Annotated in this window: 13 protein-coding genes; 12 read left to right on the plus strand and 1 reads right to left on the minus strand. The window is 65.2% G+C overall.

The window, feature by feature from the left end; translation table 11 throughout:
* Positions 1-21: 21 nt before the first annotated feature.
* The 8 genes from CZ375_RS02300 (at position 22) to CZ375_RS02335 (ending at position 7,341) form a co-directional block, all read left to right on the plus strand.
* Positions 22-402, plus strand: coding sequence for a desulfoferrodoxin family protein (locus tag CZ375_RS02300; RefSeq protein ID WP_077597702.1), 381 nt, complete (start codon positions 22-24; stop codon positions 400-402).
* 113 nt (positions 403-515) lie between these two features.
* Positions 516-2,333 (plus strand): hypothetical protein, encoded by a 1,818-nt coding sequence (locus CZ375_RS02305; protein ID WP_143803056.1) that lies wholly within the window; start codon positions 516-518, stop codon positions 2,331-2,333.
* A gap of 77 nt (positions 2,334-2,410) precedes the next feature.
* Positions 2,411-3,058, plus strand: coding sequence for a crossover junction endodeoxyribonuclease RuvC (gene ruvC / locus CZ375_RS02310; protein ID WP_077598727.1), 648 nt, complete (start codon positions 2,411-2,413; stop codon positions 3,056-3,058).
* On the plus strand, positions 3,055-3,687 hold the full coding sequence (gene ruvA / locus CZ375_RS02315) for a Holliday junction branch migration protein RuvA (protein WP_077597704.1): 633 nt from the start codon (positions 3,055-3,057) through the stop codon (positions 3,685-3,687). The genes ruvC and ruvA overlap by 4 nt, the downstream gene beginning before the upstream one ends.
* Positions 3,687-4,745, plus strand: a complete 1,059-nt coding sequence (gene ruvB, locus CZ375_RS02320; protein ID WP_077597705.1) for a Holliday junction branch migration DNA helicase RuvB — start codon at positions 3,687-3,689, stop codon at positions 4,743-4,745. Before ruvA ends, ruvB begins: the two co-directional genes overlap by 1 nt.
* 22 nt (positions 4,746-4,767) lie before the next feature.
* Positions 4,768-5,160 carry a hypothetical protein gene (locus tag CZ375_RS02325; protein ID WP_077597706.1) on the plus strand — a complete coding sequence of 131 codons (393 nt, stop codon included), beginning with the start codon at positions 4,768-4,770 and terminating at the stop codon, positions 5,158-5,160.
* Positions 5,161-5,304: 144 nt separating this feature from the next.
* Positions 5,305-5,508 carry a cold-shock protein gene (locus tag CZ375_RS02330; RefSeq protein ID WP_077597707.1) on the plus strand — a complete coding sequence of 68 codons (204 nt, stop codon included), beginning with the start codon at positions 5,305-5,307 and terminating at the stop codon, positions 5,506-5,508.
* A gap of 402 nt (positions 5,509-5,910) precedes the next feature.
* Positions 5,911-7,341: a Sapep family Mn(2+)-dependent dipeptidase gene (locus tag CZ375_RS02335; protein ID WP_077597708.1), complete on the plus strand. Its 1,431-nt coding sequence runs from the start codon at positions 5,911-5,913 to the stop codon at positions 7,339-7,341.
* Here CZ375_RS02335 and CZ375_RS02340 read toward each other — a convergent pair.
* A complete protein-coding gene (locus CZ375_RS02340; protein ID WP_077597709.1) occupies positions 7,338-8,030 on the minus strand; it encodes an HAD family hydrolase in 693 nt (230 codons plus the stop codon). The genes CZ375_RS02335 and CZ375_RS02340 overlap by 4 nt on opposite strands.
* 173 nt (positions 8,031-8,203) lie before the next feature.
* Between CZ375_RS02340 and CZ375_RS02345 the strand changes: the two genes are divergently transcribed.
* From CZ375_RS02345 to CZ375_RS02360, 4 genes are all read left to right on the plus strand, one after another.
* On the plus strand, positions 8,204-9,616 hold the full coding sequence (locus tag CZ375_RS02345) for a Sapep family Mn(2+)-dependent dipeptidase (RefSeq protein WP_077597710.1): 1,413 nt from the start codon (positions 8,204-8,206) through the stop codon (positions 9,614-9,616).
* A gap of 228 nt (positions 9,617-9,844) precedes the next feature.
* Positions 9,845-11,041 carry an FprA family A-type flavoprotein gene (locus CZ375_RS02350; RefSeq protein WP_077597711.1) on the plus strand — a complete coding sequence of 399 codons (1,197 nt, stop codon included), beginning with the start codon at positions 9,845-9,847 and terminating at the stop codon, positions 11,039-11,041.
* Between the two features lie 121 nt (positions 11,042-11,162).
* Positions 11,163-12,236: a CPBP family intramembrane glutamic endopeptidase gene (locus CZ375_RS02355; protein ID WP_097677370.1), complete on the plus strand. Its 1,074-nt coding sequence runs from the start codon at positions 11,163-11,165 to the stop codon at positions 12,234-12,236.
* A gap of 142 nt (positions 12,237-12,378) precedes the next feature.
* Positions 12,379-14,898 (plus strand): ribonucleoside-diphosphate reductase subunit alpha, encoded by a 2,520-nt coding sequence (locus tag CZ375_RS02360; protein WP_077597713.1) that lies wholly within the window; start codon positions 12,379-12,381, stop codon positions 14,896-14,898.
* The last annotated feature ends 29 nt before the right edge of the window (positions 14,899-14,927 follow it).

Below are 14,927 nucleotides of genomic sequence, written 5' to 3' on the forward strand. Positions count from 1 at the left end.
GTTCAAGGAGAGGAAAGTGTCATGGCAGAGCTCAAGTTCTATCGCTGCAACACCTGTGGCAACCTGTTCATGGTCATTAACGATAGCAGTGCCGTGCCCGTGTGCTGTGGCCAGCCCATGAAGGAGCTGAAGGCAGGTTCCACGGACGCTGCCGTCGAGAAGCACGTTCCCGCCGTCACCGTCGAGGACGGCAAGATCGACGTCGTCGTGGGCGAGGTCGAGCACCCCATGGCCGAGGAGCACTACATCGAGTGGATCGCCTTCAATGACAGCCACAAGACCGTGGTCAAGCACCTCAAGCCCGGCGACAAGCCGCAGGCCCACTTCTGCACCTGCGGTGGCGAGGGCGGCACCGTCTACGCCTACTGCAACCTCCACGGCCTCTGGAAGGCCGAGGTCTAGGGTCTTTCTGACTCGGAGGGCATGACTTGGTGTCATGCTGGGGCCGCGGCTGCCGGTGCGTTCGGCGGCCGCGGCCCTTTGCTGGTTCACTTGCACGAGAGAGGATGCTTCGCATGAGGGTTGGCATTTGCCAGGTGAACATGAGGACGCCTGACCTCGACGAGCGCTTTGCGCGCATCGAGTCCTATGCGTCGATGGCGGCACGCAGGGGTGCGGAGCTGGTTGCCTTTCCCTTGAACTGCCTCTCTGAGCTGGGGAGGGAGAGCCTGTTGCAAGATGTGGAGCTTAGGCGCGAGCTTTCCCGCGGCCTCGTGGGGCTTTCGGACAGGCTTCCCTGCCCTTGCCTGCTGCCCGTCTCGCTTCCACCATCCGCCGACGGTGATGGCATCCAGCTGCTCCTCATAGGCGCCGGCAAGGCGGAGGCGCTCGTGGACGTCGGGGCCACGCGCGAGGGTCCCATTGTCTTCGAGTTTGCCGGAAGAAAGGTGGCGTCCGCCTTCTCCGAGGAGGACCTTGACTATCTTGGAGGTCGCGGCACGGGCCTTGACCTCGTCTTCTACTTCTCGTCAAAGCCATATGCCAGGGGGGACGTGTCATCAGTCCTGTCCGCAGGCTTGGGGGAGAGTCGCTTTGCCCTGGACGCCCGCGCGGCAGTGGCCCCGCTTTGCCTGGTGGGACCGATTGGCGGATCTGGCCAGAAGGTCTATGCGGGTGGCAGTGGCATCCTCGACACGCACGGCAGGCTGCTTGCGAGCTGCCCCTCCTTCGAGGAGTCGCTTGCGTGCTGTGAGATCGGACCGGCCGCGGCCGATGCCCCCGGGCCGCTTTCCGTTGCTCCCCTGCGGCGAAGCCAGCTCCTCTGGCAAGCTCTGGCTCTTGGCCTGCGAGACCACATGGCAAGACAGGACCAGGGCAGGGAGGTGGTGCTGCCTTTGGACGAGCGTCTCTCCAGCAGGCTTGCGCTGGTGCTTGCCACGGATGCCCTTGGTCCTGGGAACGTGCATGCGCTGCTCGCGGCACCAGACGAGACGGGCGCGCACGCCCTGCGTGCCTTCGCGCAGTCTTTGAGCGTTGACTGCAGGACGGCCTGGAGCACGTCTGCCCTGGCACTGAGGCTGGGCAGGCGCATCCGCCCGCAAGACGTGCTTGGCCAGGGGATGGTGCAGGCCCAGCTCGCATCTTGGGCAGACGAGCTGGGGGCGCAGGTGCTGAGCTGTGTCGATAAGACCTCCCTTTGCCTGGGCGAGGATGAGGGCGTGCCCCTCTCGGCCCGTCTGGCACCCCTGGGTGACGTCTATCGCTCGGAGCTCCCTGCGCTCGCGCGGCAGCGCAACACCGTTTCCCCCGTGTTTCCAAGCACAGACCCTGGCGAGGGCGACCTTCCCCTGCCCCTTGGCCTGGGGATTGCGGGATCTCCCGGGGAGCGTCTGGAGCTCATCGATGCCATACTGCGCGAGCGAGTCACAAACGCCCTCGCGCGGGCGGAGATCGCCCTCTCCCTTGGTTGCGACGACGCCCTGGTAGACCTGGTCGTGGGCGCCATACGCCGTCCAGGCGCCTCTGCGCAGCTCCGCGTGCCGGTAATCGACGTGAGCGGAAGCGCTGTGGCCGAGTGGTGCGCGAGGCGTGCCCGAACCTGGCGATTCTCCCATGAGGCCTCCTTGGCGGCCCAGGGCGTCGAGAAGGCCGCACACATCGAGGCGTCGCTTGGCAAAAGGGCCGACAAGGCCAATCCTGGCGGTGGCCGGGGGGTTTCGCAGACCTCGGGCATCGACCCGGACGAGCTTCGCGAGGCGCTCGAGTTTCTGGGAGATCTCATCCAGGGGGGAACACTCATGTCGCCTGAGGGCATCGCCCCGGAGCCTCCCCAGGACCTCGAGGGGCCGCAGGGCGGCTTGCCCATATGGCCTGCGTCTTTCTCCGAGAACTAGCTGTCGTCCCGACGTTGCTGTGCTAGTATAGAACGGACGTTCTATTAATCTGCTTGAAGGGCATCTCGGGAGGGCTCTTGGTCATACTCGGCATAGACCCGGGGCTTGCCAACACGGGCTGGGGCATAGTGGAGACGCGAGGGTCACTCTGCAGGGCCCGTGCCTATGGCTGTGTTAGCACCGCTTCCTCTGATCCGCTTGACCGGCGCCTGGGCAAGATCTACGCAGAGATTGCGCGGGCGATCCAGAGCTACCAGCCGTCGCAGCTTGCCATAGAGAAGATTTTCTTCGGGGAGAACACGCGCTCTGCCATCGCCACGGCGCATGCCAGGGGGGCGGCCATAGTCGCCTGCGCCCAGGCGGGCCTGGAGGTGGGGGAGTACACCCCCATGCAGATAAAGCAGGCCGTGGTGGGCACGGGCTCCGCAGACAAGCGCCAGGTCATCTACATGGTGCGCAATGTCCTGCAGCTCGACCATGAGCCGCGGCCCGATCACTGCGCGGACGCCCTTGCCGCGGCCATCTGCCACGCAAACCTTACGCGCACCCAGAGAGTGGCCCGCAACTCTGCCGCGGCTCAGGTGCTCGAGCAGGAGCAGGCCCAGGCGGAGCAGGACCGCATCGAGGCGCGTGACATCACCGCCGCCGCGACCGCTGCGCATTCCCGCAGGCCCGACGCGGGCGGCATCCTGGCAAGGCGCCAGAGTAGGAGGAACAGCTCGTGATAGCGCAGCTTACCGGAAGCATCGTGGAGCTCTTTTCCGGCCGTGTGGTGCTGGACGTCTCTGGAATGGGGTTTGAGCTGGGCGTGTCCTCGCTCACCTCGGCCCAGCTGCCGGCTGCAGGAGAGGGGCGTGTCACCCTTCTCACGCGCATGCTGGTCAAGGAGAACGCCGTGGAGCTCTATGGCTTTGCCACGCGAGAGGAGCGTGCTGCCTTCGACAGGCTGGTGGACGTCTCGGGGGTGGGGCCCAAGCTCGCCCTTGCCGTTCTCTCGACCTTCGCGCCCGCGACGCTCTACTCCATAGTCGCCGCCCAGGACATCAACCTCATGTCGCAGGTGCCAGGTGTTGGCAAGAAGAAGGCCCAGCGCCTGCTGATGGAGCTCAAGGACAGCTTTGCCAAGGACGAGGTCCTCTGCACGCTCGCGGGTCTTGCCACCTCCGGGTCCCCCTCCGGTCCCATCGCCCCCGCCCAGGAGGGGGTCATCAAGGAGGCCTCGGCAGCGCTGCTCTCCATGGGCTTCACGCCCCAGGAGGCCGAGCTTGCGCTTGAGGGCTGCGAGAGGGACGGCTCCCTCAGCCTCGAGAAGGCAATATCCCTTGCCCTGCGTCGCCTGGGGGGTGCGCTGTAATGTGGGAGGCGACTGACGAGGACCTCTTCGGCTACGAGGAGATGCGGCGCGCCCAGGGCACGCGCAGCGTCACCGCCGAGCTCACAGGAGACGATCTTGACGTAGAACACAGCCTGAGGCCCACCACGCTGGACGAGTACTGCGGCCAGGAGCGTGTGAGGGACAACCTGCGCGTGCTCATCTCTGCGGCACGCGACAGGCATGAGACCCTTGACCACGTGCTCTTCTCGGGCCCTCCGGGCCTGGGCAAGACAACGCTGGCCAACGTCGTGGCAAACGAGATGGGCGCCCGCCTCAAGACCACCTCGGGCCCAGCTATCGCCCGCACGGGTGACCTCGCTGCCATCCTCACCAACCTCGAGGAGGGTGACGTTCTTTTCGTGGACGAGATACATCGCCTCAATCACCAGGTCGAGGAGGTGCTCTATCCCGCCATGGAGGACTTCGTCCTGGACATCGTGATCGGCAAGGGCCCGGCCGCGCGCTCCATCAGGCTGGATGTGCCCCACTTCACCCTGGTTGGCGCAACCACGCGCACCGGCCTTCTCACAGGACCCCTTCGTGATCGCTTTGGCATCTCGTACCGCCTGGACTACTACACCATTGAGGAGCTCTCGCGCATCGTCACGCGCTCCGCCAGCATCCTGGGCGTTCAGATCGATGCTCATGGCGCCGCCGAGATCGCAAGCAGGTCGCGCGGCACGCCTCGACTGGCAAACCGCCTGCTCAAGCGTGTTCGCGACTACGCTCAGGTGAGGGCCGAGGGATCGGTCAGCTGGGACGTTGCGGCAGAGGCCCTCGGCTTCTTCGAGATAGACGAGATGGGTCTGGACTGGATGGACAAGAAGATCCTCCTCGCCCTGACCAAGACCTTCCGCGGCCGTCCCGTGGGGCTCACCACCGTTGCCAGCGCGGTGGGGGAGGACCCGTCAACCCTCGAGGACGTGTATGAGCCCTACCTGCTGCAGCAGGGCCTCATCGTGCGCACGCCGCAGGGCAGGCAGGCCACCCTGTCCGCGTTCGAGCACATGGGCGTGCCGGCGCCCGCAAACTGCTAGCCGCAAGCGTTGGGAGAGTCGCATGCTGCATAGGGACTACCTGTTGGACATTATCGAAAAGTTCGTGGAAGGCGTGAGTGCGCCCCTGTCCCGCGCCCTGCTCGAGGGGGACCTTGAGGCGGCGAGGGACGTGGAGTCTGCCGTCGCGGGCCTTTTGGACCTTGACCCCAGCATAGCCATGGGTCTTGCGCCCAACTCGCTGGTGACCATGATGCTGCTCTCGGGCGTTGGTGATTCCGTTGCCGCGTACGTGTGCTATGCGCTCAGGCGCCTCGCACAGGCGTACCAGGGGGCGGGAGAGGCTGCCCTGGCCGAGCTCAGGTCCTCTCAGGCCCAGGCCATCGAGGAGAGCTTTGCCGTTGAACCGGGTCTCGTGCCCGCCGAGTTCGCCAGGCTGGACGTCGGCCTTTCGTAGCCAACTAAATTCCCTTGCCAGCGGATTGTTGACCATTCTCACTGGGCAATAGGGTAGAATGACCATCGTTGACCTCACAGGTCACAACGTATCGCGCTCCGGCGCAGTGTTTATGCCCTTCGGGGCAAGAAAGAAAGGCACGACATGGCACAGGGTACTGTTAAGTGGTTCAACCCCGACAAGGGCTATGGCTTCATCTCTCGCGAGGATGGCGACGACCTGTTCGTCCACTACTCCGAGATTCAGATGGACGGCTTCAAGACCCTGGACGAGGGCATGCCCGTCGAGTTTGACATCACCACCGGCCAGAACGGCAAGCTCCAGGCTTCCAACGTTCACAAGATGTAAATAAGCCTATTTCCATAGAGCTGATTTTGGGAGTCGCTTCGGCGGCTCCCTTTTTGTGCCGCGACTCCGCCGTCTCTGCCGACGTGCCTTACGCACCCCCGCCCCATGGTTCGGGTGTAGGTGGGCCAACGCGCCACGAGGGACCTCTTGCGGCCGTAAGGCGCGCGTCTACCCACCTCACGAGGCCTCGTAGGTGGGCCAACGCGCCACGTGAGGCTCTTCTCGGCCAAAACCGCCGCGTCTGCCCACCCGCAGGCGCCCCACGGGTGGGTCAATCCGCCGTTATTGGTGAACCGGGGTGCGGAGTGGCATGTTCGCCCACCCGGCGGGCCCGTCGAAGGGCCGTGCGGGGCGCCAGCGCGCTACACTTCTTGGGCACGGCACACACGAGAGGGGAGAACCATGTCAGAGGAAGAGCTCAAGCGGCGGGTGGACGCCTATGTGGATGAGGTCTGGGAGGACCTCGTCGAGGACATCCGCTCACTGGTGAAGATCCGCTCCGTAGAGGACAAGTCACAGGCGGCGCCGGGCATGCCCTGGGGACCCGGCAGTCACGAGGCGCTTGCGAGGGGGCTCGAGATCGCCTCTCGCCTGGGCCTTGAGGCCCATGACTGCGAGGGCTACATAGGCTACGCGGACCTTCCCGGCGTGAGCGAGAAGCAGATTGCCACCATCGCACACACCGACGTGGTCCCCGAGGGCCTTGGCTGGACCGTTGACCCCTTTGACGTCACGCGCCGCGAGGGTTACCTCATGGGCCGTGGCGTCCTGGACGACAAGGGCCCCTTCGTGCTCTCGCTCTATGCCGCGCACTTCTTCCAGCGCCAGGTTGCGGCCACGGGCAGGAGGCTGCCCTACACCCTGCGCTGCATCGTGGGCAGCGAGGAAGAGACCAACATGGAAGACCTGGACTACTACCTTGCCCACCAGCCCATGCCCGCCTTTGCCTTCACCCCGGATGCGGACTTCCCGCTCATCTGCGGCGAGAAGGGCGTCTACCACGGCCGCTTCATCTCCGCTGACGTCTTTGGCACCTCGGCCGAGAGCCGCATCATCGAGATGGACGGAGGCACCGTCGCCAATGCCATCCCTGGTCTTGCCAGCGCACTCGTCCGCGCAAAGCTCGAGGAGCTGCCCGCATGCGAGGGGCTGGAGCTGACCGAGGGGCCTGACGATACGGTCTGCATCACGGCGCACGGCAGGGGCGGGCACGCCTCCCTTCCCGAGGGAACCAAGAACGCCATCGGCATGCTGGTAGACTACCTTCTTGCCCAGGGCCTCTGCTCTCCTGCGGAGCGAGAGTTCCTGCAGCTCCAGCATGCCCTCTGTGCCTTGGGACACGACGGAAGGGCCCTGGGCATAGCATGCGCCGACGAGAGGTTCGGCCCCCTCACGGTCATCGGGGGCACGGTGCGCAGCGTGGATGGGCGTCTCGTCCAGACCTGCGACTCGCGCTATCCCAGCGCCATAGACGACGCCCAGATTACCCGGGCGCTGGAGGAGCTCGCCGCGGCACACGGTGCCCGCTTCGAGGTGGACGGCGTGAAGCGGCCCTTCTACATCGACCCGGAGACCCCAGAGATCAGGTGCCTGCTCGCCACCTACGACGAGTACACGGGACGCAGCTCCCAGGCCTTCGTCATTGGCGGTGGGACCTACGCGCGCAAGTTCGAGAGGGCCTGCGCCTTTGGTCCGCACGAGCCTGCAGAGGAGGTGCCCTCCTGGGTGGGCTTCGAGCATGGTGCCGACGAGGCGGTGAGCGAGGAGAGCCTGAGGCGCGCGCTCAAGATCTACATCGTGTCCATCGCTCGGCTGATGGAGATCGACTACTAGGAGAGGGCGCCCTGGCCCTGCCGGCCAAGCGCGTCTCTCCAGTCTTCCACCCACACGTCGCTGTAGGAGCGCAGCTCGTCTGCGAACTGGGAATGGTCGTTTGCGCGAACGCCGCAGACGGCCATTCCTGCGCTCTTGGCGGACCTGGCACCAATGTAGACGTCCTCGAAGACCATGCAGTCGGAGGCGCCCACGCCAAGCTGGCGGGCCGCCTCGAGATAGATGTCCGGATGATCCTTGGGCCTTGCCACGTCCGTTCCGTGGACCCGCACGTCAAAGAGGGCGTCGAAGCGAACGTGCTGGATAGCGTCCAGCATGTCGGCATCGTTCACGGTGGCAAGCGCCACCCCGATGCCGTGCTCCCTCAGCGCCCTGATGTAGTTCGCGGCGCCGGGGCGCAGCGTCGCGCTGCTCGCGTAGAGGGCCCTTCCCAGGCGCTTCCACTCCGCGCAGATGTCGTCCACTCCCTCGTCCAGCCCGAAGCGCTCGATGGTGTAGCGAGCGCCCGCCTTGAACCCCAAAGCCGAGAGGTTCTGCTGGTAGTCCGCAGTGAAGGGCAGCCCGCGGGAGCTGAGGAAGGCGCGGTCCACCTTGTTCCAGAGGGCGGCGGTGTCGCTGATGGTCCCGTCGAAGTCGAAGATGGCCGCCTTGAAGCTGGGCGGCCACAGGCTGTGCTGCTTTGGGGGCACGCAGGTCTCCTCTCGCCTGGTTGACTGCGCAAGTCTATCAGAGCCGAGGGGTCCTCTCTCCGCCCATGCTCCGGCAGGCCCCGCCAGCGGATTGCGCCGCGCGGGGAGGCCTGCGCATGTTAATCTTTCTGCGTTGCAATAATCCTGCACTTCTATGCGAAAGGACTTTAACCATGGCAGATGAGGAGCTGAAGCAGAGGGTCCACGAGTACGTGGAGGGCATCTGGGAGGACGCCGTCAAGGACATCGAGTCCCTGGTTGCCATCCGCTCGGTCGAGGACCTTGACCACGCTGAGCCTGGCAAGCCCTATGGCCCGGCTCCCTACGAGGCCCTGGCAAAGGGCCTTGAGATCGCCTCTCGCCTGGGCCTCGAGGCCCACGACTGCGAGGGTCGCATCGGATACGCGGATCTTCCCGGCAAGAGCGAGAAGCAGATCGCCATGATTGCCCACACGGACATAGTCCCCGAGGGAACGGGCTGGACCTTCGACCCCTTCAAGATGACCCGCAAGGACGGCTACCTCATCGGCCGCGGCGTCCTGGACGACAAGGGCCCCTTCGTCCTGGAGCTCTACGCCGCCAAGTACTTCGCTGACCAGGTCGCGGCCACCGGCGAGCAGCTGCCCTACACCCTGCGCTGCATCGTGGGCAACAACGAAGAGACCAACATGGCCGACGTGGAGTGGTACCTCGAGAACTACCCCCAGCCCGAGTTCACCTTCTCTCCCGACGCCGACTTCCCCCTGATCTGCGGCGAGAAGGGTGGCTACTCCGCCACCATCACCTCCGGCCAGATCTCTGACGTGATCGTTGACTTCGACGGCGGCACCGTGGGCAACGCGGTTGCCGGCGAGGCAACGGCCATCGTCCGAGCCGAGCTCCGCACCCTGCCCGCCGCCGAGCGCATCGACGTGGAGCCAGCAGGCGACGGACTGGTGAGGCTTACCGCCCATGGCATCGGCGCGCACGCCTCCATGCCCGCCGGCTCAATCAACGCCATCGGCCTCTTGGTGAGCTACCTTTTGGACAATGGCCTCTGCTCCGATGCCGAGCGGCGCTTCCTCGAGCTCGAGAGCCTGGTCTTCGCGTCCACCGATGGCTCCACCCTGGGCATCGCCGCCACCGACGAGCTCTTCGACCCTCTCACCTGCATCGGCGGCACCATCCGCACCAAGGACGGTCGCTTTGAGCAGACCATCGACTCCCGCTATCCCACCTCCATCACAGGCGAGAAGATCACCGAGCGCGTGGGCGCCCTCGCCGAGGAGCACGGCTGCACCCTTACTGTAGACCTCGACATGGTGCCCTTCTCAACCGACCCCAGCTCCGATGGCGTCCAGGCGCTGGTCGGCACCTACAACGAGTACACCGGCCGCCACGACGAGCCCTTCACCATCGGTGGCGGCACCTACGCCCGCCACTTCAAGGCCGGCGGCGCCTTTGGCCCCAACGACCCCAGCTTCCCCATGCCCGAGTGGGTGGGAGCCGAGCACTCTGCGGACGAGGGCTTCTCGGAGGAGCAGTTCAAGCGTGCCCTCGAGATCTACATCGTCTCCGTCTCCCGCCTGATGGAGCTCGAGTTCTAGGAGCCGCCATCGACGGAGGCATCACACGCGTTCCCAGCCGGGACCCCGCGGGCCGAGGTGGCCTGCGGGGTCCCGTCGTATCCGAACATGGCGTTTGCCAACCCATCCGCCCGCGAATCGCATATCATGCTAGGGACATACGAAACTCTCTATAAAGTCTCGGCGGTGCCTGCGCTCTGGCGCATGTGGTGTGACGCGCGCACCCGCCAAGTGGCAAGGAGCGGTTCCATGCACAACGTGCGACAGATCTCTGAGGACAGCTGGTGGCTGGGGGCCTCTGACAGGCGCCTTGAGCTCTTCGAGAACACTTATCCCACGCCTGACGGCATGTCCTACGACAACTACCTCATCATGGACGAGAAGACCTGTCTTCTCGACGGCATCGACGAGGGCGTCTCGCGCCAGTTCATGGAGAACCTGGAGTTTGTGCTGGGTGGCCGCACCCTGGACTACATGGTCATCAACCACATGGAGCCCGACCACTGCGTGGTGATTCCTCAGCTGGTGGAGAGGTACCCCCAGATCAAGCTGGTGGGCACCACCCAGACCTTCAAGATGCTCGCCCAGTTCTTCGACTTCGACCCCGAGCCCCATGCCGTGAGGGTCAAGGAGGGAGACACGCTCGAGCTGGGCAGGCACACCCTGCGGTTCCTGCTTGCGCCCATGGTGCACTGGCCCGAGGTGATGGTGACCTTTGACCAGCTCACGCACACCCTCTACTCCGCTGACGCCTTCGGCGAGTTTGGCGCTCTCAGCGGCAACATCTTTGCCGACGAGGTTGACTGGGAGCAGGATTGGGCCGACGAGGCCAGGCGCTACTACGTGAACATCGTGGGCAAGTACGGACCCCAGACCCTGGCCCTGCTCAAGAAGGTCCAGTCCTTGGACATCGCCATGATCTGCCCCCTGCATGGTCACCTCTGGCGCAGGGACTTCCAGCTCATCCTGGACCGCTACGCCAAGTGGGCAAGCTACACGCCCGAGCTTGACTCGGTTGCCATCTTCTACGGCTCCATCTACGGGGACACCGCCTGCGCCGCCGACATCCTCTCCATGCGCCTGGCCGAGAGGGGCCTGCGCAACGTGCGCGTCTACGACTGCTCCAAGGCGGACACCTCGGAGCTGGTCTCACGTGCCTTCCAGTACTCCAAGCTGGTCTTTGCCAGCGCCACCTACAACATGGGCCTCTTCGACAGCACGCGCGTGCTTCTGGAGGACCTCTCGAGCCACGCCCTGCGCAACCGCGTGGTTGGCGTGATGGAGAACGGCAGCTGGGCCCCCAAGGCGGGTTCTCTGATGCTGGAGCAGCTCGAGGGCATGAGCAACATGACCATCCTGGAGCCTGTGGTGCGTCTCAAGTCGGGCGTGAAGCAGTCCAACCTGGACGAGATAGAGGCCCTGGCCGACGCGCTGGCCAACGCCTAGCCGCAGCCCCCTCCGCCCTGCGCCTTCCGGGACCCGGCCCTCGTGGGTCGGGTCTTCTGCTAAGTTTGTCTGAACTGACGCTGGCGGCGCCGAAGGAAAGGCGCCCCGAGAGGAGCCCCGCTTGGATTCGCAGACCGGACCTGTGCCACCTGAGCTCGCCAATCCAACGCCTGACGCCCCACCTCTCGGCGAGATGGCGCGGCGCCATTCCCGGTTGGGGCTCTGCCTGCTGCTCTTCGTGGGCCTCTCGCTCCTCTCCTCGGCGCTCGCCTCCTCAGACGAGGTCTATTTTGCCCTCACGGATGGGCTGGGCCTTCCGGACTGGATCATGGAGGCCCTCTACTACCTGCTTGTGTATGGCATCTCTCTTCCGTTGGTGGCCCTGGTCATGAGCCGCATCCCCAAGGACGCTCCGCCCGCGCGGGCGGAGCTGGGCCTCTCCTCCCTTGACATCGCGCTCCTTCTGCTGGTGAGCCTGCCCCTGACGGAGCTGGGGGCCTACCTGGGCGACCTCCTCGCTGGCTTCCTGAGCAGCGGCCTTGCGAGCGATCCGCTCCAGGCTCAGAGCGAGATGCCCCTGGCGCTGGACCTCCTGGTGACGCTTGTGGCGGCCCCCGTGATGGAGGAGCTGCTCTTTCGCCGCTGCTTTCTTGAGCGCAGTGCCCGCTGGGGCGAGGCGGGGGCCATCCTCTTCTCGGCCCTGTGCTTCGCGCTCTTCCACGAGAACGTCTATCAGTTCTTCTACACCTTCACCACAGGAGCGCTGCTTGCCTATGTGTACCTGCGCACGCGCAGCGTGGGAGTGACCATGCTCATGCACTCGGTCCAGAACTTCCTGGGTGGCTCGGTCATGGACATCTGCCTTGCGTTCATGAGCGCCACGGAGGTCGACATCGTGAACGAGACGGGCACCGAGGGGCTCTGGGGCCAGCTCCTCTCGGGCGGCCTCACCCCAGCGGGCACGGGATACCTTGTGTGGGCCCTCGCCATGCCGTTGCTCACCCTGGCGGGGCTGGTGCTTGTCTTTACCTGGCTGAGAGGGAACCTGAAGGTCCAGCGCATGCCCGAGGAGGTCCCCCTATTGAGTGATGGAGGGGGCGAGGGCAAAGACGGCGCTGTGGCGCGCCTGCTCAACCTGGGCATGGGCTGCTTCGTTCTCCTGGAGGCCCTCATCGCCTGTTCCCGTCTGCTCTAGGCGAGAATCTTTCCATTCACAGCAACAACATATTGTGGCTGTAGAAAAATAAAACAACGAGATATTGCGTCTCAAGGCCTCTTTTGGCATGGCGGTATGCTATCGTAGCGCAGGCAATTCACGCATATGCGATGGGGGAGCCATGCAGATAGTCAAGAGAAACGGCAGCCAGGAGGAGTACGACTCCACCAAGGTCGCCCGCGCCATCGGCAAGGCCTTTGCCGCAACCTCCGCACAGCTGTCGGACGAGGGGCTTGCGGTCCTCGTCGCGCAGGTGGAGGCTCGCATGGCCGAGCAGGGCTCCAGCACGGTGGAGCAGATCCAGGACTTGGTCGAGGAGACCCTCATGCGCGCGGAGCACTTCGCGCAGGCAAAGGCCTACATCCTGTATCGCTCCCGTCGCACGGAGCTGCGCCACCAGCGCCAGGAGATAGTCTCGCTGCTGGGTGACGAGGGCATCTCCGGCGTGCTTGCCGGCATCCAGCATGACTTCCTGGACGAGGAGTATGCGACGTCCTCCCTGCTGGGTCGCTTCCGCGGGTTCCTCACCGACGAGCTTGGTCCCCAGGAGCGCCTTGACGCCCTGGTGCGCGCGGCCGTGGAGCTGACCAGCAAGGAGGCCCCCAAGTGGAGCTTCGTGGCGGCGCGCATCCTTGCCTATGGCCATCACCAGAAGGTGGGTCGCCTCATGGCCAGCCGCGGCGTGTCGAGCTTCTACGAGAAGCTTCGTCTCCTCACGGACCTGGACCTCTACGGCAGCTACATCCTGGCGGGCTACACCCGCGCGGAGATCGAGCGGGCCTCGGCCCTCCTGGACGACAGCCGAGACCAGCTCTTCGACTTCGCCGGCCTCGACCTCATCTGCCGCCGCTACGTCATCCGCTCCTTCGAGGGCGAGGCGCTGGAGACCCCCCAGGAGATGTTCCTGGGCATCGCCCTGCACCTGGCCCTGCGCGAGGACCCCAGCTGCCGCCTCGAGTGGGTTGGCCGCTTCTACGACATGCTGAGCCAGCTCAGGGTGACCATGGCCACCCCCACGCTCTCCAATGCGCGCAGGCCCCAGCACCAGCTCTCCAGCTGCTTCATCGACACCGTGCCCGACTCCCTCGAGGGAATCTACCGCTCCGTGGACAACTTCGCCCAGGTCTCGAAGTACGGCGGCGGTATGGGCATGTACCTGGGCAAGGTGCGTGCGGCGGGTGGGTCCATCCGCGGCTACAAGGGAGCCGCCGGCGGTGTCATCCGCTGGATTCGCGTGATCAACGACACGGCCGTGGCCGTTGACCAGCTGGGCGTGCGCTCGGGTGCCGTGGCGGTCTATCTGGACGCCTGGCACCGCGACCTCCCCGAGTTCCTGCAGCTGCGCACCAACAATGGCGACGAGCGCATGAAGGCCCACGACGTCTTCCCGGCCGTCTGCTACCCGGACCTCTTCTGGAGGATGGCCGAGGAGGACATGTCGCAGGAGTGGCATCTCATGGACCCGCACGACGTCCTCACCGTGAAGGGCTATGCCATAGAGGACTGCTTCGGCGAGGAGTGGGAGAGGCGTTACCTCGACTGCGTGGCAGACCCGCGCATCCCCAAGCGCAGCATGCCCATCCGCGAGGTGGTCCGCCTGATCCTGCGCTCCGCCGTGGAGACGGGAACGCCCTTCGCCTTCATGCGCGACACCGTGAACCGCGCCAACCCCAACCCGCATGCGGGCATCATCTACTGCTCCAACCTCTGCACCGAGATCGCGCAGAACACCTCGGCTATGGAGACGGTCTCCCGCGAGGTGCTCACCCGCGAGGGGGACACCGTGGTGGTGAGCACCGTTCGCCCGGGCAACTTCGTGGTGTGCAACCTGGCGAGCCTCTCGCTGGGGCGCATCGCCGTGGAGGACGACGAGGATCTGGGCCAGACCGTTCGCTGCGTGGTGCGCGCCCTGGACAACGTGATCGACCTCAACTTCTACGCGCTGCCCTTTGCCAAGATCACCAACCATCGCTACCGCTCCATCGGCCTGGGCGTCAGCGGCTACCATCACATGCTAGCCAAGCGTCACATCCGCTGGGAGAGCGAGGAGCACCTTGCCTTCGTGGACGACGTCTTCGAGCGCATCAACCGCCATGCCATCGCCGCGTCGTGCGACCTTGCCGCCGAGAAGGGCCCCTATGAGCTCTTCGAGGGCTCCGACTGGCAGACGGGGGCCTACTTCGAGAAGCGCGGGTATGCGGGCGAGTCCTGGGACGGGCTGCGCCGTCGCGTTGCCGAGCAGGGCATGCGCAACGCCTACCTCCTGGCCATAGCCCCCACCAGCTCCACCTCGATCCTCTCGGGCACCACGGCGGGCCTCGACCCCATCATGCACCGCTTCTTCCTGGAGGAGAAGAAGGGCATGATGCTGCCGCGCATCGCCCCCGAGCTGTCCATGGGCACCTGGTGGTACTACAAGGCCGCGCACCTCATTGACCAGAGCTGGTCGGTGCGTGCGGCAGGGGTGAGGCAGCGTCACATCGACCAGGCGCAGTCCATGAACCTCTACATCACCAACGAGTTCACCATGAGGCAGGTCCTGGCGCTGTACATAGAGGCCTGGAGGCGTGGCGTGAAGACCGTCTACTACGTGCGCTCCAAGTCCCTTGAGGTGGAGGAGTGCGAGAGCTGCTCGTCCTAGAGGCGCGCAGTGCGGCTCGGATGCAGGCA

The organism is Olsenella urininfantis, from assembly GCF_900155635.1.
Taxonomy (GTDB): Bacteria; Actinomycetota; Coriobacteriia; order Coriobacteriales; family Atopobiaceae; genus Olsenella_G; species Olsenella_G urininfantis.